This is a genomic window from Clostridium sp. AF02-29 (genome assembly GCF_934835585.1).
GTDB lineage: Bacteria > Bacillota > Clostridia > Lachnospirales > Lachnospiraceae > Otoolea > Otoolea fessa.
On record NZ_CAKVZK010000019.1, the window covers coordinates 1 to 17,170 of the forward strand.

Annotated in this window: 17 protein-coding genes; 1 reads left to right on the top strand and 16 read right to left on the bottom strand. The window is 47.6% G+C overall.

Going from position 1 to position 17,170, the window contains the following annotated elements; genetic code table 11:
- Positions 1–256 precede the first annotated feature (256 nt).
- Positions 257–619, top strand: coding sequence for a helix-turn-helix domain-containing protein (locus PUQ60_RS06345; RefSeq protein ID WP_273400926.1), 363 nt, complete (start codon positions 257–259; stop codon positions 617–619).
- Between the two features lie 261 nt (positions 620–880).
- On the opposite strand, the gene PUQ60_RS06350 is transcribed toward PUQ60_RS06345, so the two are convergent.
- The 16 genes from PUQ60_RS06350 to PUQ60_RS06430 form a co-directional block, all read right to left on the bottom strand.
- A complete protein-coding gene (locus PUQ60_RS06350; protein ID WP_022358642.1) occupies positions 881–1,936 on the bottom strand; it encodes a tyrosine-type recombinase/integrase in 1,056 nt (351 codons plus the stop codon).
- A gap of 1 nt (position 1,937) precedes the next feature.
- Positions 1,938–2,777 carry a tRNA 2-thiocytidine biosynthesis TtcA family protein gene (locus PUQ60_RS06355; protein ID WP_022358643.1) on the bottom strand — a complete coding sequence of 280 codons (840 nt, stop codon included), beginning with the start codon at positions 2,775–2,777 and terminating at the stop codon, positions 1,938–1,940.
- 333 nt (positions 2,778–3,110) lie between these two features.
- Positions 3,111–4,967 (bottom strand): NlpC/P60 family protein, encoded by a 1,857-nt coding sequence (locus PUQ60_RS06360; protein WP_273381319.1) that lies wholly within the window; start codon positions 4,965–4,967, stop codon positions 3,111–3,113.
- Positions 4,968–5,111: 144 nt separating this feature from the next.
- Positions 5,112–5,759, bottom strand: a complete 648-nt coding sequence (locus PUQ60_RS06365) for a cytidylate kinase-like family protein (protein WP_118672833.1) — start codon at positions 5,757–5,759, stop codon at positions 5,112–5,114.
- A 161-nt stretch (positions 5,760–5,920) separates the two neighbouring features.
- Positions 5,921–6,844, bottom strand: a complete 924-nt coding sequence (locus PUQ60_RS06370) for an RluA family pseudouridine synthase (RefSeq protein WP_273381323.1) — start codon at positions 6,842–6,844, stop codon at positions 5,921–5,923.
- Positions 6,841–7,365: a signal peptidase II gene (gene lspA / locus PUQ60_RS06375; protein ID WP_273381325.1), complete on the bottom strand. Its 525-nt coding sequence runs from the start codon at positions 7,363–7,365 to the stop codon at positions 6,841–6,843. Before lspA ends, PUQ60_RS06370 begins: the two co-directional genes overlap by 4 nt.
- A 22-nt stretch (positions 7,366–7,387) precedes the next feature.
- Positions 7,388–8,497, bottom strand: coding sequence for a 3-dehydroquinate synthase (gene aroB / locus PUQ60_RS06380; RefSeq protein WP_273381327.1), 1,110 nt, complete (start codon positions 8,495–8,497; stop codon positions 7,388–7,390).
- A 21-nt stretch (positions 8,498–8,518) separates the two neighbouring features.
- Positions 8,519–9,277 (bottom strand): YlmH/Sll1252 family protein, encoded by a 759-nt coding sequence (locus tag PUQ60_RS06385; RefSeq protein ID WP_273381329.1) that lies wholly within the window; start codon positions 9,275–9,277, stop codon positions 8,519–8,521.
- A gap of 148 nt (positions 9,278–9,425) precedes the next feature.
- Positions 9,426–9,935, bottom strand: coding sequence for a cell division protein SepF (locus PUQ60_RS06390; protein ID WP_022358650.1), 510 nt, complete (start codon positions 9,933–9,935; stop codon positions 9,426–9,428).
- 4 nt (positions 9,936–9,939) lie between these two features.
- Positions 9,940–10,638, bottom strand: a complete 699-nt coding sequence (locus PUQ60_RS06395) for a YggS family pyridoxal phosphate-dependent enzyme (RefSeq protein WP_273380016.1) — start codon at positions 10,636–10,638, stop codon at positions 9,940–9,942.
- A gap of 41 nt (positions 10,639–10,679) precedes the next feature.
- Positions 10,680–12,083 (bottom strand): HlyD family efflux transporter periplasmic adaptor subunit, encoded by a 1,404-nt coding sequence (locus PUQ60_RS06400; RefSeq protein WP_273380014.1) that lies wholly within the window; start codon positions 12,081–12,083, stop codon positions 10,680–10,682.
- A gap of 417 nt (positions 12,084–12,500) precedes the next feature.
- Positions 12,501–13,682, bottom strand: a complete 1,182-nt coding sequence (locus PUQ60_RS06410; protein WP_118684360.1) for a MalY/PatB family protein — start codon at positions 13,680–13,682, stop codon at positions 12,501–12,503.
- Positions 13,683–14,108: 426 nt separating this feature from the next.
- A complete protein-coding gene (locus tag PUQ60_RS06415; protein ID WP_022359521.1) occupies positions 14,109–14,528 on the bottom strand; it encodes a hypothetical protein in 420 nt (139 codons plus the stop codon).
- Between the two features lie 87 nt (positions 14,529–14,615).
- Positions 14,616–15,593, bottom strand: a complete 978-nt coding sequence (locus tag PUQ60_RS06420; RefSeq protein WP_181986192.1) for a serine hydrolase — start codon at positions 15,591–15,593, stop codon at positions 14,616–14,618.
- Positions 15,590–15,985 carry a methylglyoxal synthase gene (locus PUQ60_RS06425; protein WP_022359519.1) on the bottom strand — a complete coding sequence of 132 codons (396 nt, stop codon included), beginning with the start codon at positions 15,983–15,985 and terminating at the stop codon, positions 15,590–15,592. Before PUQ60_RS06425 ends, PUQ60_RS06420 begins: the two co-directional genes overlap by 4 nt.
- Before the next feature lie 82 nt (positions 15,986–16,067).
- On the bottom strand, positions 16,068–17,144 hold the full coding sequence (locus PUQ60_RS06430; protein WP_337803801.1) for an FtsW/RodA/SpoVE family cell cycle protein: 1,077 nt from the start codon (positions 17,142–17,144) through the stop codon (positions 16,068–16,070).
- Positions 17,145–17,170 lie beyond the last annotated feature (26 nt).

Genomic DNA, 17,170 nt, shown 5'->3' on the forward strand with positions numbered 1-17,170 from the left:
AAGATGGCGGTATGGAGATTACAGGTGAATACTGGAGGAGCGAACGTTGCGGATTATTGCTTGCAAAACCATGTTGCAGCACTTTGGGCTGGCAAGGTACTTGCTATGGAGCGTTTACGAAATGAGAGATAGAGCGTATGGAAATAATCTATACGTTGTCAACGCACCATAGCGTTTACTATACGTTCTATTTTTTGCCTTTTTAAGAAAAGTGATTAAAAAACTATTGACAATTTGTTACTGGGAGAGATAGAGAGTGCGTTTTGATGAACTTTTTGAAATGAGAAAACTGACAGGAATAAAATTAAAGGACTACATCAGTGGCAATGGATTCTCTAAGGTATCGTTCTGCAAAAAGGCAGAAATTTCTCGACCTACTTTAGATAAAATTTTAAATGGCGAGATAGATAGTAAAAGCTCATTCGATAAGCATTTGAATAAAATTTTTACCAGTTTGGGCATTGGCTCGGATACTTTAATGGAATTTTCAACGAAAACGCAAAGCGTAGATGCGATGTACTCGCAAAAGGCTCTGATAAATTATCAAATGAATGATAAGGCAAAGATGGAGTATGATCTGTTGCAGGATATTTTAAACCTTTGCAGTGTTTATTATTAGAGGCAGAAGGCTATGAGTGAACAAACTACAGCAGCCAACTTAGACGAAGTTATTGAGACACAGATGAAGCAGAGTGAGAGTGCTTGAACTAGGAAAACCGATGGCATAGACTATAAGCAGTCGAGGTCATCGGTTTTCTTGGCAAATATGAATTTTGAACTTTATTTTAGCAAAATACTATTTTCACTTTACACGGAAATAAAGTACGAAATTAGCCTTTTTTACCTAAAAATTTTTTTTACTTTTTGCCTTTTTTGCCCTTTACTCTTTTTCTCTCAGCTGCACCTTATTCCTTGCGCTTCGCCGCCGTTCATCCTCCAGCGCCGCATAATGCTTCTTCGTCGTATTGACATCACTGTGTCCCAAAACATCTGCGACGAGGTAAATATCGCCGGTTTCACGGTACAGATTCGTGCCGTAGGTGCTGCGGAGTTTATGTGGCGTGATCTTTTTAAGCGGTGTGACGAGCTGTGCGTATTTTTTGACCATTTTTTCCACGCTGCGTACGTTAATGCGCTTACGCTGCATGGAGAGGAAGAGTGCTTCTTCGCTGCCTTCCTCTGGGACAATATGTTCACGCTCGCTGAGATAGTCCTGAAGCGCATATTCTACCTCGGCACCAAAATATACGATGACTTCCTTTCCGCCTTTTCGATGAATCCTAAGACCACCGTTTCGGAAATCAACATCGTTGATATTCAGTCCGACACATTCTGATACACGAAGCCCCGTACCAAGCAGAAGCGTCATCATCGCCAGATCTCGCAGCTTGGTCTTTGCATGGTAGGCTTTCTGTTTTTCAGTCAGACATTCTCCATCCTCAACCTCATCCAGGAAACGCGCCACCTCGTCAACATCGAGGCGTATAATTTCTTTTTCATGAATCTTGGGAAGCTGCAGAAGAGAAGCGGGGTTATTCTGAATCCGCTCGGTCCGGTAAAAGTAGTTGTAAAAGCTCTTAACCGTCGAGACTTTCCGCATGATACCCCGCTCTGTATTCATCAGATCCTCTCGTTTTTCGGTCGAATAACATTTCAGATACTCCATATATTCTTCCAGATCCATCAATTTGATTTCATCCAGAAGAGAGAGCGGCAAATCGCGCAGCTTCTTTGATTTGAGCTCTGGATTTGCTTGTTTCAGAAAATCAAAAAATGTCTTTAAATCATAGGCATACGCAAGCCGGGTGCGCGCTGATGTACGAGGTTCAATGCCGCGGAAGAAATCGGTACAGAACGGTGGCAGTTCTTTCAGAATGCCTCGGATTCGTTTTGTGTTTTCGATGTCTTCCTGTTCGTGGTAGGAGAGTGCAGCCATATCACAATTCCTCCTTTGGTGATGATGAAAGGTCCGAATGTATCAAATTTTTCAGGTGTCGATCGGTCCGTTCCGGCCATCCGGGATTGTTTCCATCAATAATCGCATGGAAAAAGCGATCCTTTACCCCCGGTGAATCATGGTTGAGTTTCCTTGTTAATTGTTTCACATACTCGCGTTTTGTTTTTCCATCTACGGGACATGGATTTTTACAGACAGGAAGATGATATTTGTTTTTAAATCCGATCACATCGGCTTCCTGGACATACATCAGCGGACGGATCAGCGTCAATCCCGTTTTGTCCAAATGGGTTTTCGGCGAGAAGGAATAGAAACGCCCCTCATAAATCAAGGATAAAAGCATGGTTTCGATCAGATCGTCACGGTGATGTGCATAGGCGATTTTATTACAGCCAAGTTTCAGAGCCGCTTCATTTAAAGCGCCTTTTCGCATCTTGGCACAGAGCGCACATGGATTGGATTCCTGACGGGTTTCAAAGAGAATCTTGCCGATTTCCGTCGGAACGACCGTGTAGGGCACGTTTAATTCATCACAAAGCTCCTGAACCGGTTTTAAATCAAATGCAGCCGCATCCGATGAAAGCGTCGGCGACAACCGGTTCGAAACCTCCGGAGAAAGTGCCTGAAAGCCCAGATCAACTGTAATAGCACAAAGTTCAAATGGTTCCGGGTAAAACCGACGAAGCCCCTGTAAAGCATATAAAAGTGTCAGGCTGTCTTTACCGCCAGAAATACCGATAGCTATTTTATCGCCGGATTGAATCAGACGATAGTCATCAACCGCCTGGCGGGTTAAACTTAGAAGACGTTGAAGTTTCATGAGAACATCCTTTCAAATATAACGAATGAATAGTTTAGCAAATAGATTGAGTGCATACACATATTTACATTTCAAACTATTCGATAAAGTAGGCTTTCACGAATAGTTTTGTCCATTACCCTATCATACCATGTTTCCCTTTATTTGTAAATAAATCATTTTACGAATTATTCAATATCGCATTTCAGCATAAAAACAAACCTAAACACAAAATGGATGGATGCCGCCTTTGCCATTTACCAGCAAACACTCCAGCAAAAAACAAAGGCAACATCCATCCAGCTCAAAATCCCTTATGACTAATTCATATTCATTTTATTCTTTATTCACTTCTTAATCCAAAAACGCCCGGTAATACGGCCAGACCGTATGGACCTTTCCGACCGTTACATTGCTTGCACTGCCGGATTCATGTACGCCCAGTATGGTTCCGTCTGCGTTCCAGCCTAAAAACATTACAACGTGCGAATTACCGCCAAGCTGGACAAGCAAGTCGCCCGGCTGAAGCTCTGCGCTGTTGAGCGCCCGTCCTGTCCGCACAATCTCGTAGGTGCTGGCGGCACCCATTCTATTGCCAAGCGCGGTCCAGTATACCCAGTTGACCCATCCAGAACAGTCAAGCCCTGACAAAATCCGTCCCTTGTAATCCGGGCTTGTCACGCTGGCAAAATGATTGCCGGAAAGTCCTGCTGTACTCGGTTTTCCTCCATAATAATATGGAATCTTGCCAACGGAATTGAGCGCGCATGTGATGACGGCACGCCGCTCCGGTGATAAATCCTCTGGAAGTAAATCCAGGTAAGACGCAATTTCTGCCGGTGTCAGCGGATTCCCGAGTGCAAACTCTGAACTGACAAGCCCGTACATTTCCTGCCAATCCTGAGCAGCGAGTGTCTGGGCGGCTGTCTGTTTTTCTTCCGTCCAACCCTGCCAGTTCCCGACAGCCTGATTTCCCGTTCCATCGAGTGCAAACAGATTATGCTTCTCTTTCAGACCAGTTGTCTTAACGGTAACGGTCAGATCAACATGTCCCGGGCAATATTTTCCGTTTTCATTTAATGTAACTGCCGCAGCGCTCTCCGCACTGAGTGTCGCCTCTGACGGGGACGCAGCCGCTTTTGATTCGGCTGCCTGCTCCTGTGTGGAAGCCCCCGGTCCCTGTGCCGGTTTGACATAATTATTTGCTGTGGATGCCGCCTCGCTCTCCGTTAACGGCTCTTCTGCCGCTGTCTGACTGTCTCCTGCGCCCTGGGCATCTAAAGCCTCCGAGGATGCCTCTCCTGCTGCACTGCCGCTCTCCACATCGTCATCTGCTGTTCCCTCTGTCGCCGGCTCGTCCGGCAGTTCTGTACAGCCCTCACAGTAATACACATTGCTAATGCTCACGTGGTACTGGTGGGAACTGGTCCAGAGCTGATTGATATAGGTATTGAACAGGTCTGTATTTTTCCAGTCCAGGCTGTATGTATATACATTTGCCATGGACAAAATATCGGTCGCATTGGATGCCAGGGACGTCGGCTTTCCGTCTCCGTCGCATATCTGGAAACGGATATTTTTCCAAGTTGGAACTACCCAGCTCGCCGGGTCCTGCGCGTTATGCTCTGGATTGGAGGGATCATAGCTGCCGAGTACCTGCGCAGCTGGCAGCCCCATTTTCTGGGAAGCTGTAAGCGGTGTCGTCTGGATCCACCCGTAGATCTCCGATATCCACTGTGCATCCCGCGTTCCAAGCGCTTCGTACATTTTCGCGCCCCAGGTATCTTCTGTCCCCATACTCCGGAATCGTTTTGCAAGTTTATACCATGGAAGAGACTCAAATGCCGCCAATGGATCAGACAGATCAACAGCGCTCTCTTCCGTCCGGAGCGCCATCAGGTTATACTCCGTTTCCGACGGAACATATTCTTCCGAGTCTGCCCCCAGACCATTTAAAAACCGGGATGCCATGTGAATTGGGTGTACCATTTTCTTCATCAGACGGTCGCAGAAGGATTCGTCTGTATCATTTTGTGTCTCCTGGTCTAAAATCCCATCTGCAATCACAACTTTATCAGCAGGCACACCGACTGATAAATCCACCTCCGGGCGCACTGCTTCGGCAATCCCGCACAACAAAATACCCGATGCCGCCATGAGCGCCGTTCGGATTATATAAGAATGTCTTTCTTTCATCATCATTTTCTTCATATATCTACATTCAAAATCTCAAGTAACTATTTTGTTTTTATACCCCAACGCAATCTTATCTTCAAAGCATCCAGGCGCAAAAAACCGGTGCGTCCTTTCTGATTCTTCACCAGAAATTCAAACACACCGGTTTTAATTATACTTTTATGCGTTCTCGTTTACCTTAAGAAATTCTTGTTTCTTTTTGGCGAATTCCTTAATAATTTCTACGGCACCGTCGATGCCTACGACACTGCTGTTGATGCAGAGGTTATAGCTCTTGGAACTGCCCCAGCGTTTGCTGGAATAATAGTTATAATAACCAGAACGCTGCTTATCGGTCTTGATCATCACATCTTTTGCCTTATCGCGGGTAATATTGTGACGTTTCATCAATTCCTGAATCTTCACTTCCTCATCTGCACAGATGAAAACAGACACTACGTTCGGATAATCTGCCAGCGCATAGTCCGCACACCGTCCTACAATGACACAGGATTCTTCATCTGCCAGTTTCTTGATCGTGTCAAACTGTGCCAGGAAAATCTTGTGGTTGATCGGCATATCCATATAAGCCGATGTATTATAACCCATCGAATAGGTGTCCATTACCAGTGAATATAAGAAGCTGTTGGTTGGTTTCTCATCATGCGTCTTAAAAAGCTCTTCACAGAGACCGCTGTTCTTCGCTGCCAGTGCAAGAAGCTCTTTATCATAGCACTTGATTCCCAATGATTCCGCCAGTTTTCGTCCAATCGCTCTTCCGGAGCTGCCGCATTCGCGACCGATTGTAATTACTAAATTTTTTTTCATGTCTCCCTCAACTCCTTTCAAGTTCTGCCTTTATTATAACACAAGCTATCTGAAAAGTCATCATTTATTCGGAATAAAAGGTATTTCTTAGCGATACAGAAATAAACTATCTGAAAAGAATGTGTATACGAATCAGAACGATCTTACTATTCACGTTACTTTTACTTTCCAGCTTTTTTTCGCAGCTTCTCCAGCAGTTCTTCAAAATACGCTGGCAGCGGCGCAGAAAACTCCACATACTCCCCGGTCCGCGGATGGATAAAGCCTAAGACTCCCGCATGCAGGGTCTGCCCTTCCAGTGAAAATGGCTGCCGCGCCGGACCGTACACCTCATCGCCCAGAAGCGGATGACCGATGCTTGCCATATGGACGCGGATCTGGTGTGTGCGTCCCGTCTCCAGGCGGCACTCGATAAATGTATACGCCCCGAAGCGTTCCAGTACGCAGTAATGCGTGATCGCATCGCGCCCCTGTTTGGAGTGGATGCTCATTTTCTTGCGATCCGTCGGATGACGCCCGATCGGTGCATGAACAGTGCCCTCATCCTCGCGCAGATTGCCAAATACAATGGCATAATACACGCGGGTGATCGAATGCACCTTGAGCTGTTCTGCAAGTGAATTGTGGGCGAAATCATTCTTGCACACCACCAGCACACCGGTCGTGTTCATATCGATCCGGTGGACGATCCCAGGGCGCATGACTCCGTTGATGCCGGAGAGCTGATCCTTGCAATGGTACATCAGCGCATTGACCAGAGTCCCCGTATAATGCCCTGCCGCCGGATGGACAACCATCCCCTTCGGCTTATTGACTAAAATTATATCCGAATCTTCATACAAAATGTCCAACGGGATATTTTCCGCCTCGATCGCCGCCTCCTGCGGTTTTGGAACTTCAAAGGCGATAGTTTCCCCACCATTTACCTTGAAACTGCTTTTAACCGCTTTTCCGTCTGCTGTCACGCTGCTCTCTTTCAGAAGTTTCTGCAAAAAGGAACGGGACAGATCCGGGCAGGCGTCCGCCAGAAATTTATCGATGCGGGTTCCAGCCGCCTCTTCTGGAACCAGATATTCCTGCATCATCGCCCCGACTCCTTTTTCGCACCTTTAAAAGAAAGAAATTCCAGTTCCTCATCCGAATAGAAGAAGAAAAACAGAAGGATCAGCGAGAAAGTCGCGATCACCACATAGCAGTCTGCCACATTAAAAATCGGGAAATCAATCAGCTTAAAATACAGGAAATCCACCACATATTTCTGTGTCAGACGGTCGATCATATTGCCAACTGCGCCTGATACGAGCAGAAACAAGCTGCACATCAGCGGCAGATACCGTTTCCCTGCCGGCATCCGGTAAACCGCCCACAACACTGCCAGAATGACTGCCGCTGCAATCAGGAAGAAGAATCCCTGCCGTCCCTGCAGCATTCCAAAAGCAGCGCCGCGGTTTTCAGAATAATAAAATTCAAACACACCCTTAATGATCACAAATGGCTTCTGCCCTTTCAGATGGACAACTGCCAGATGTTTTGTAAACTGATCCAGTCCGATGCTGACTCCCAGCCCGATAAAAAAGATAAAGAACTGTCGTAATTTCGTGTTCATGCACCTGATTCCTTTCCTGCTATTATACCAGCACCTGATCGAGTGCCTGTTTCATCTCGTCCTCGGTTACCGTGCGATCCACGTAGGCGTCGCCAATGGAATGAATAAGAATAAATTTGATGATGCCGGAATCCATCTTCTTGTCGTTCTTGGACGCTGCCACAATCGCATCTTTCTCAAGCCCGGATACCTGCGTACCGATATGGAATTCTCCCAGTGCTTCTTTGAAGCGGTTTGTTTCCTCCGGTTTGATCATGCCGCGGTTTTCCGACAGCTTCATCGCTGCCAGCGCGCCGAGTGCCACGCATTCACCGTGCAGAAGTTCAAAGTTTTTCAGCTTCTCGATCGCGTGTCCCAGCGTATGACCAAAGTTTAAGAGCATACGGTCGCCTTTTTCGGTCGGATCCTTCTCTACCACAGCACGCTTGATCTCATTGCTCCAGGTCACTGTTTTGCGGAGTGCATCCGGCTTTCGCGCCCAGATATCTGCCGCATTTTCAAGCAGCCACTCATAATATGCCGCATCCTTGATCAGACCATGTTTGATAACCTCGCCCATACCGGCGGAAAACTGGTTGTCCGGAAGCGTCTGAAGCGTATTGATATTGGTAAATACCAGCTTCGGCATATGAAACGCTCCAACCATATTTTTGTACGCGTCAAAATCAACGCCCGTCTTGCCGCCAATGCTGCTGTCCACCTGGGAAAGAAGCGTCGTCGGAATCTGCATGAAGGCAACGCCGCGCAGATAGGTCGCCGCCGCGAATCCGCAGAGATCGCCCACAACTCCGCCGCCGAGTGCTGCCAGCATATCGTTGCGGTCAAAATGGTTCAAAATCAGCGTCTCATATAAATCCCGGACGGTGTCGAGGTTTTTGTGCTCCTCGCCCGCCGGAAATACGAACGAAATTACCGTCTTGCAGCACGGCGCCAGAAGTTCTTTTACCTCATTCAGATATAATTTTTCTACGTTCGAATCCGTCACGATGCAGAGACGGCGGTTTGAAATGGAGAGTTTTTCGATTTCACCCGGAAGTGCCGAAAAATCTTCGGTCATCACAATATCATAGATCGGCTTCTCGTCCAGGTGAACGGTTACGCGATTCATTTTCTCATTCTTTACTTCTGTCATTTGTTTTCAGTCCTTTCTTTTTTACACATATTTATCCGCATAAACATACAGACGTCCCTTTTTCGACAATCCCCCGCTCCCGGCAAAGCGGAATTTTCCCATGCCGCGCACAGATACAATCTCGCCCTCTTTAAGCTGCACCGCCGGGGAAGTCACCTGTTTCCCGTCAATAAACACCTTTTCGCCCTCAATGAGCGGCAGTATCTTCGTGCGGGAGGATGAAAATACCATCGCGATCACACTGTCAAGACGCGGTGATGCAACGCTTCCACTCACGCGCTCCATCTTCGGTGTGATCGGCTCCGTCGCATCCGCCCTGCGGCAGATCACGGAGGTGTGGCGCACCATTGTGAGTTCCTGGCAAAGATAATCCGCCATCTTTTCCTGGCAGAAGACGCAGCAGCCATTTTCCTTCATCAGAATATCCCCGATGCAGCTGCGCTCAATCCCCAGGTTCATGAGCGCCCCGAGATAATCCCGGTGCGTCAGCGCCTCACTGTAACGCAGGTTTGCCGGAATGACCTCCAACACGGCAATCGGAAGTCCAAACTCCTCCTCATCATACGAAGCCAGAAAACAAAGAAGTTTGCGCTCTGCGCCCTCAAAGCCACCCGTCAGGCAAGTCCGCACCGGCGGCAGCGTCTTCTCGATCGAGTGAAAGATCGTCTGTTCATTTAACGACAAAAAGCCGGTACTTGTCTGTATATCGCGCTGATAACAGAGTCCGGCCAGTTCTATCATTCTCTTTTTTAAAAGCTGTTCTTCTTTTTCCTGCAGCATCGCGTGTTTCTACTCCTGTTCGAAAGTGCTTATATAAAGTGTGCTCCTACCGGAGAGCCTGTATACAATCAGAAATCACACAAATTTCCGATTGTATAATAAATACTCCCAGGTTCAGATATATAGCGAACCTGGGAGTATATCAGTATCAGAAGTGGAGATTCATCCCGGAAACATTCATGGAACCGTCTGCTAAGAGTTCGGGAAAGTCGCCGGACAGCTCAACCGATGACGGTGTCGCAATAAAGATGTAATTGGAAATCTTCTGGAGATTTCCATCCATCGAATAGGTTGCGCCACAGGTAAAATCAATGATACGCTGTGCAACCTCCATGTGGATTCCTTCCATATTTAAAACAACAGCTTTTCCAGCCAGCAGGTAATCGCAAATCTCTCTCGTATCCTCCATGGAAGTAGGTTTGATCAGAGATACTTCCATGCTGCGGCGCATCTGCACTACCTTGTTGTTAGAGGAACGTGGCAGAAAACGCGGCTTAGATTCCTCCTCGTGGCGGTAATCATCCATCTCTTCGTCCCTCTTGCCGAAAGAACGCTTCTTAATCACCGGTTTTTCTTCTTCGTAATCTTCCTCATCGAAGTAATCGTCATCATTCTCTGTGAGACGCATTGTATCCATTAATTTGTTCAGAATACTCATAACCCTATTTCTCTCCTATCTTTGCCCTGGTTCCAAAAATGCCCGTACCGACTCTTACCATAGTTGCACCTTCTTCAATCGCTGTCTGATAGTCTCCGGTCATTCCCATCGAAAGGACATTCATAGTAACATTATCAATGTTTTTCCGTTTCATGTCAACATATAATTCATATAATTTTTTAAAAACACCACGATTTTCTTCCGAATTCTCCACAAATGGTGCAATCGTCATAAGTCCCTGTATGTGGACATGCGGGTACTTTGCAATTTCGCGTGCCGCTTCCTCGACTTCTTCCGGGGCAAAACCAAATTTGGACTCTTCTCCGGCGACATTGACCTCCAGAAGAATAGAAACGTCCAGATCACGTTTGACCGCTTCTTTTTCGATCTGCTCTGCCAGCCCCACCGTATCGACGGAGTGAATCAGAACTGCCTTGTCAATTACCTGACGGACTTTATTTTTCTGTAAATGTCCAATCATATGCCAACGGATATCAGACGGCAGCTGCGGTTCCTTCTCCAGCATCTCCTGCACCTTGTTTTCGCCGAAATCTCTGGCGCCGGCATCATATGCCTCTTGAAGCATCGGCACCGGTTTTGTCTTACTGACCGCGATCAGCGTAACATCCTCCACCTTCCGTCCGCTCCGCTCGCAGGCGTTCCGTATATTCTGACGTACTTCTTCTAACTGTTCCTGAACCATATGTGATACACCTTCCTTATCTCTATATTTTGGAAATATCATTACTGATATACGATCTGACCATCCGATACGGTACTGGCATCCAACACGATATGGTCATAAACCGATAATCCATATTTGGTTCCTTTTTCTACAATGTAATATTCACCGCTATTTGCAAGTTCTTTCACCTGCTTGAACACCGCGTATCCCTTATTAATATTGTAAGCACCTGTCAGCTTTGCCGTCGGTCCTACCTGGAAGCGCTCGTTTGAATCCGGCTTCACCAGATAATCGCCGCTCTTTAACAGCCCATCGTCGCTCTTCTCGACATAATAATACTCATCGGTCGAGCTGTAAATCTCCGGCGTGACAAATTCAATCGACGCCTTTCCGCCTTCGCCGTAAACTTCTTTATTGAAGCCAGCCTCATCTTCAGTAGCGTTGCCGCCCGTTGTCATATAATCAACTGGAATGGTATAAAATTCCTTCTCCATCACCGATGATACCGGAATTTTAAGTCCCTGCGTTTCCTCGCTGGAGATCTCAAAGGTCATAAAACGCTCGGATTCAAACTGGATCATGTAACGGTCCAGATCCAGGCGTCCATACAGATTGCCATCGGAACCGGTAAACATCGAATAATTTCCCCGGAATTTCATATCACTTCCCAACGGCTCGATCGTCAGTGTATCTTGATCGGCAAACTGCTCTTTATCCTTGTCATCCATCTGAAACACGATACTCCAGTTCTCCGATGTGATGATCTTGTACACCGGCGTGCCCGCCTCGATCAGCTCCCCGGCTCGTCCCACCTGCCGCGTATATTGACTCCGGTCAAACGAATCCGCCGTCACCTCCTCCGGCGCGACTCCCTCAAAAGAATCGGTCACATAGGAAATAATACCCGGCTGGGGCGTCGATATCTGTTTGTAATTGATACCCTGTGCCTGAAGCTGTGCATCCATATCGCCCAGCGCATTGAAATTCATATACTCTGCAACCGAAGCCTGCAAAGAATATTTGGCGTCGTAGACGCTTTCAAAGCGTTGATCGTTGTAGGATAAACAGAACGAACTGAGTTGTTTCTTCAAATCAGCCAGATTTTCTGCTGACAGGGACACCCCAGAGGACTGATTTTCTTCCAAAAATTTCCCCAGCTCGCCGGTCTCATCTAGCGAATAGACGCGCGATCCAGCGCCTGCCCGCTTTCCCTCGCGCACATAATAGTTGACGTACCCGGTCTGCGGTGCATTTTCCACTGTCTCATCCCGAAACAGGATTCCGTTGTATTCTTTATTATTTACAATACTTCCCTCGACGACCTCATAAAACTGGACGTGATCCCGCCTGAGATATGTATAGACACTGAAAGAAAGATAGACGAAAATCATGGCAAAAATGATCATGCCTACATTGATATTCAATGGCTTTCTGTAGCGTACAATTTTCTTGTTTTTGGCCATGCAGCTCTATCCTCCCTTTTCCCGATGTACTTCTCTGGCAGCTGTTTCTGCAGTTTCACAGTTACCAGACAAAAATCCACGCAAATTTGTCTCCGGCCATGGACTTTTGCAATATTCTGTATAGCCCAACGTACAGCCTTTATTATACGAGTGAATTGTCCAAATTTCAAGATCAATTCATCCCGTCAATTATACAGAATCATCCATAATCTGCAGATTGCTCAGCGTCGGGCTTGCCTGGTTCCGCTCCAGATTGCTCAGATATCCCACTGACAGATCGGTAAACTGGGACAGCTTCTGGATCGTGATAGATTAACTCTTGCGAATCTCCTTGATCCGCTGTCCAATATTCTCCACTTCTTCAAATTCCATGCAATCCCTCCGAACGTTTTATTTTTACGGTTCTGCTATTTTTCATTATGCGTTCCGTTTTTTCCATGCCGCCTCGATCTGATCGAGCGCCTGTGCAATCACACTGCGCGAACTGCCCAGATTAAAGCGCATAAATCCAGATCCCTGTTCACCCGAATGCGTGCCCGGATCCAGCCATACCTTCGCTTCATCCGAGAAGAATGCCATCAATTCATCATCCGTCATCCCCAGTTCACGGCAATCCAGCCATGCCAGATACGTTCCCTCCGGTTCTACCAGCTGAATCTGCGGCACACGGTTTTTACAGAAATCGCGCACAAGTGCCAGATTGCCAGCCAGATAGCCGATAAGCTGATCCAGCCATTCCCCGCCGCCTTCATACGCTGCACGACAGGCGAACAATCCCAGACGGTTCATATTTTCCTGACCAACATCCAGCAGCTCCGACCGGAATTTACGCCGCATCTCCGGATCCGGGATAAAGAGGTTTGATGTCGCCATGCCAGCCAGATTGAAGGTCTTGCTCGGCGCTGTACACATCATCGAATGAAGGCATGCTTCCTCTGAAATCGACGCATACGGAGTCTGCTCATGCCCCTGCCATACAAAATCGCCATGGATCTCGTCGCTGATCACGTATACATGGTGACGCAGGCAGATGTCAGCCAGTGCGGTCAGCTCTTCCCTCGTCCAGACACGGCCAACCGGATTGTGCGGATTGCATAAAATCATCAGTTTGACATGCTCATCCAGCACCTTCTGCTCCAGATCTTCCAGATCCATCTCATAATGTCCATCTTTTAAAACCAGCGGATTCTCCACCAGCGTCCGCTTATTGCGGAGGATCGCCCGGCTGAATGGATGGTAGACCGGCGGCTGGATCAACACCGCATCGCCCTCCTGGGTAAAAGCCCGCACTGCGATCGAGAGTGCAAACACGATACCTGGCGTGCAGGTCATCCACTCCGGCTGCAGAGTCAGGTGATGGCGTTTCTGATACCACGCTGCCACCGCATCAAAGTACGACTCATCTGCCCGGCTGTAACCGAAAATCCCGTGATCTACTGCCTTTTTCAGCGCCTCAACCACACTGTCCGGCGATCGGAAATCCATATCCGCCACCCAGAGCGGCAGAATATCATCCGCCTTCCCATTTTCTTTCTTAAAATCATGCTTGATCGACCAAGTATGGGTCCGATCGATCGGTGTGTCAAAATCGTACTGCATAGAAAATCCACCTTTCTGTTATATATCGTTAAAATTTTCCAAATTCAGCCATAATTTCAAAAAAATTCTAACTAATATTTTACACCAGTCGGCGATCAATGTCTACAATTACTCCCTCAATTAGCCCAAAAACTAAGAAGCTGACGGGGACATCTCAAATCCGGTTGTTCTGGCCGCCGGTTACGGCTCATTCATCCGCCAAGCAGCCACCGGATATGTACTACGCTTCAGAAATCCGGTTTCCGCCGGATTCTGAAGCGCAGGTACTTATCGTATTCATCACTGTGGTAATGAGCGTTTTTTGCCATAGGGCGAAGTTTCCTATGCGCAAAAAGAGACCATCCAATTCTCCTTTTTCAGATGAATCGGACAGTCTCCTGTCTCCGCCCTGCGCTGACAGCTGCGGTTTCGTTCATTTTGAATCTCTTATAAAGATACTACAACACTTTCTTTCGCGCACTCTGGAAGATCGGCTGCATTCATGGATATGCTTAAAACGAATTTTACATGATATTTCTCACTGATGGTCTCCAGCGTCTTGTAGGTCTCTTCAATATCCGCTCCCTCGAGGCAGGCAAGTTTCAGGAAGCTGTCAAGATACATCTGCTCCAGATCGTGATCCTGGCAGATAATACCACAAATAAATCCGATAAATCCATCGCTGGTATCAATCGGATATTCCTGTACATTGATAAGGCGAATCTGGTTATTCAACTCATACATATGTTTGGAACTCTTATCCAGATAGACAACGGAACCCTTGGCTTCTTTGACAGCCGTGTTCGCCATATCGAGTAAATATTTAGTTTTTCCTTTTCCCTTTGCTCCTGCGATGATCTGAACCATAACAATCTCCTCCTTGAGTTTATTTAAGTTGTATGTAAAATCTTTTATTGTATAAATAATTATAGTATAAATTCATAAATATTGCAATCACTTATTTGAAATTTTAGTCAAAATTTCCGTCATATTGTCATAAAGTGACGGACGATTTGCAGATTTTAGCACAACCGATATATATTCCTTGCCATCGTCCCCATCGCTCGCCATGATCAGGCAGTAGCCAGCCGCCTGTGTGGTGCCGGTTTTGCCGCCTAAGACAGTCACTCCCTCCGGTGCCTCGCGGTCTCCCTTCAGATACCAGTTGCCAACCTTCCAGACCTGCTGTTTTGCGGCTCCATTTGCATCGGTATAATCAGCTGTATAAGACTGCGCGTTAATGATCTCACAAAACAGCGGCAGTTTAAGCGCCTCGTTGAAAATCAGATAAAGATCATATGCCGTTGTATAGTGGTCGGTGCTGTGCAGACCATTTGCATTGACAAAATGCGTGTGGGTCGCACCGAGTTCCTTCGCTTTCGCATTCATCTTCTCCACAAACGCATCCGTGCTTCCGGCGATATGATCCGCAATCGCATTGGCTGCATCGTTGCCGGACGGAATCATCAGTCCATATAAGAGCTGCTCCAGCGTAAAGGTATCGCCCGGCTTGATGCCTGCCATCGAAGCGCCTGCCTCGTGGATCACGACATCGTCATTTGCCGTCACCGCATCGGAAAGATTGCCTTCCTCGATCGCGATGATCGCCGTCATTACCTTCGTGATGCTCGCCGGGTACATCTGGTCATAGATGTTCTTACCATATATAACGCTGGAGTCGGTCACATCAAACAATGCGCCCGCCTGTGCCGTCACCGCATCATCTGGAGCAATATCGCCGTCTGCAGATTCCGGTACGCAGAGAGAAGAGGCAAAAAAGGGCGCCAGCCCGGCACCTGCCGCTGGCGTCATCTGCGCTTCCCGTTCTTGAAATGAATATGCCTGTTCCAGACCGCGGGCACCACAGCCGGTCAGCATGCTGATACCGCAAAGCATCAGTGCGCCCGCAAGTCCGATTGTCTGTTTTCTCATTTGTACATCTCCCGCCATTCCATATCGCCGCGGTCAAGCGCCTTAACGAGAAGCTCTGCCGTCGCCAGGTTTGTCGCCATCGGGATATTGTGAATATCACAGAGGCGGACAACATCATTAACATCTGGCTCATGCGGCTTCGGCGCCAACGGATCGCGCAGGAAAATCAGCAGATCGATCTGATTGTGTTCGATCTGTGCGCCGAGCTGCTGGGAACCTCCCAGATGACCCGGCAGATATTTATGGAGGGTCAGATTCGTAACCTCCTCAATCAGGCGGCCTGTCGTTCCTGTCGCATAGAGTTCATGCTTGCTCAGGATGCCGCGATATGCGATACAGAAGTTCTGCATCAGTTTTTTCTTCGCATCATGTGCGATTAACCCGATATACATCTATACCTGCCTCCTTAATGATTCCTATTTTTCATAACCATAAAATTCAATTTCCATGCAGCTTCACAGTTCATGCATGTACTTACTGAACGGTTACGTTATTTCGTTGCAATCCAACATTGAGAACAACTCCCATTCCGATAAACATACTGAGCAGCGAACTAAGTCCGGAGCTTATGAAAGGAAGCGGAAGACCCGTGTTCGGGAAGATTCCCGTGGCTACCGCAATGTTGGCAAAACTCTGGAACGCCAGAAGCGCCGCCATGCCCGATGCAATCAGACGTCCAGCTGTGTCCTTCGCGCGCGCTGCAATCCAGAGGCACTCATACACCAGCAGCGCATAGAGGGCAATGACCGCCACGCCGCCGACAAACCCAAGCTCCTCTCCGATAACAGCGAAGATAAAGTCCGTCTGTTCCTCCGAGAGGAAATTTCCATTCTTGACGGAGCTTAATGTGTTGTTAAAAAGCCCCTTGCCGCGCAGCTGCCCGGAGCCGATCGCCATCATGGAGTTATCCTGCTGACGGTTCAGATCCGTAAATTCACTGCTGCTGTGGAAAATCTTTCCCATGATACGCTGTGCCTGGTATTTCTGGAGAAACGGGATGAATCCCTGCAGCGACAGATAGATAAGCGCCGCAAATCCAGGTACCCCGACCGCCACCGCACCGGCAATCCATTTGTAACTGATACCGGCTACATAAACCATGCACAGAATCATGAAGCAGATGACGATGGTGGTGGAAAGGTTCGGCTGTAAATATACCATGCCGACCGGAAGGACACAGATAAGCGCCGTCATCCCCAATGTCTTTGGCTCATTGATTTTCTCCCGGTTTCTGGAAAGGAAATTCGCCAGGATGAGGATCAGACCGATCTTTACAAACTCGGACGGCTGGATCTGAATCCCGCCGATCCGCAGCCAGCGGGTCGCGCCCTTGGTGGTACGTCCAAACAAAAGAACTGCCGCCAGCATTCCGGCACAGACCACATAGATAAGCGTGGTAAATCGGAAATACTGATGGTAATCAATCAAAGACAGAACCAGACAGATAATCAGGGATACAACCACTCCGATAATCTGTTTTATCACAGAGGAACGGTCCTGATTGCTGGCGCTCCCGACAACCAAAATGCCGAGAACACTCAGCAGAATCATATAAATGAGGGCTCGAAAGTTGTAAT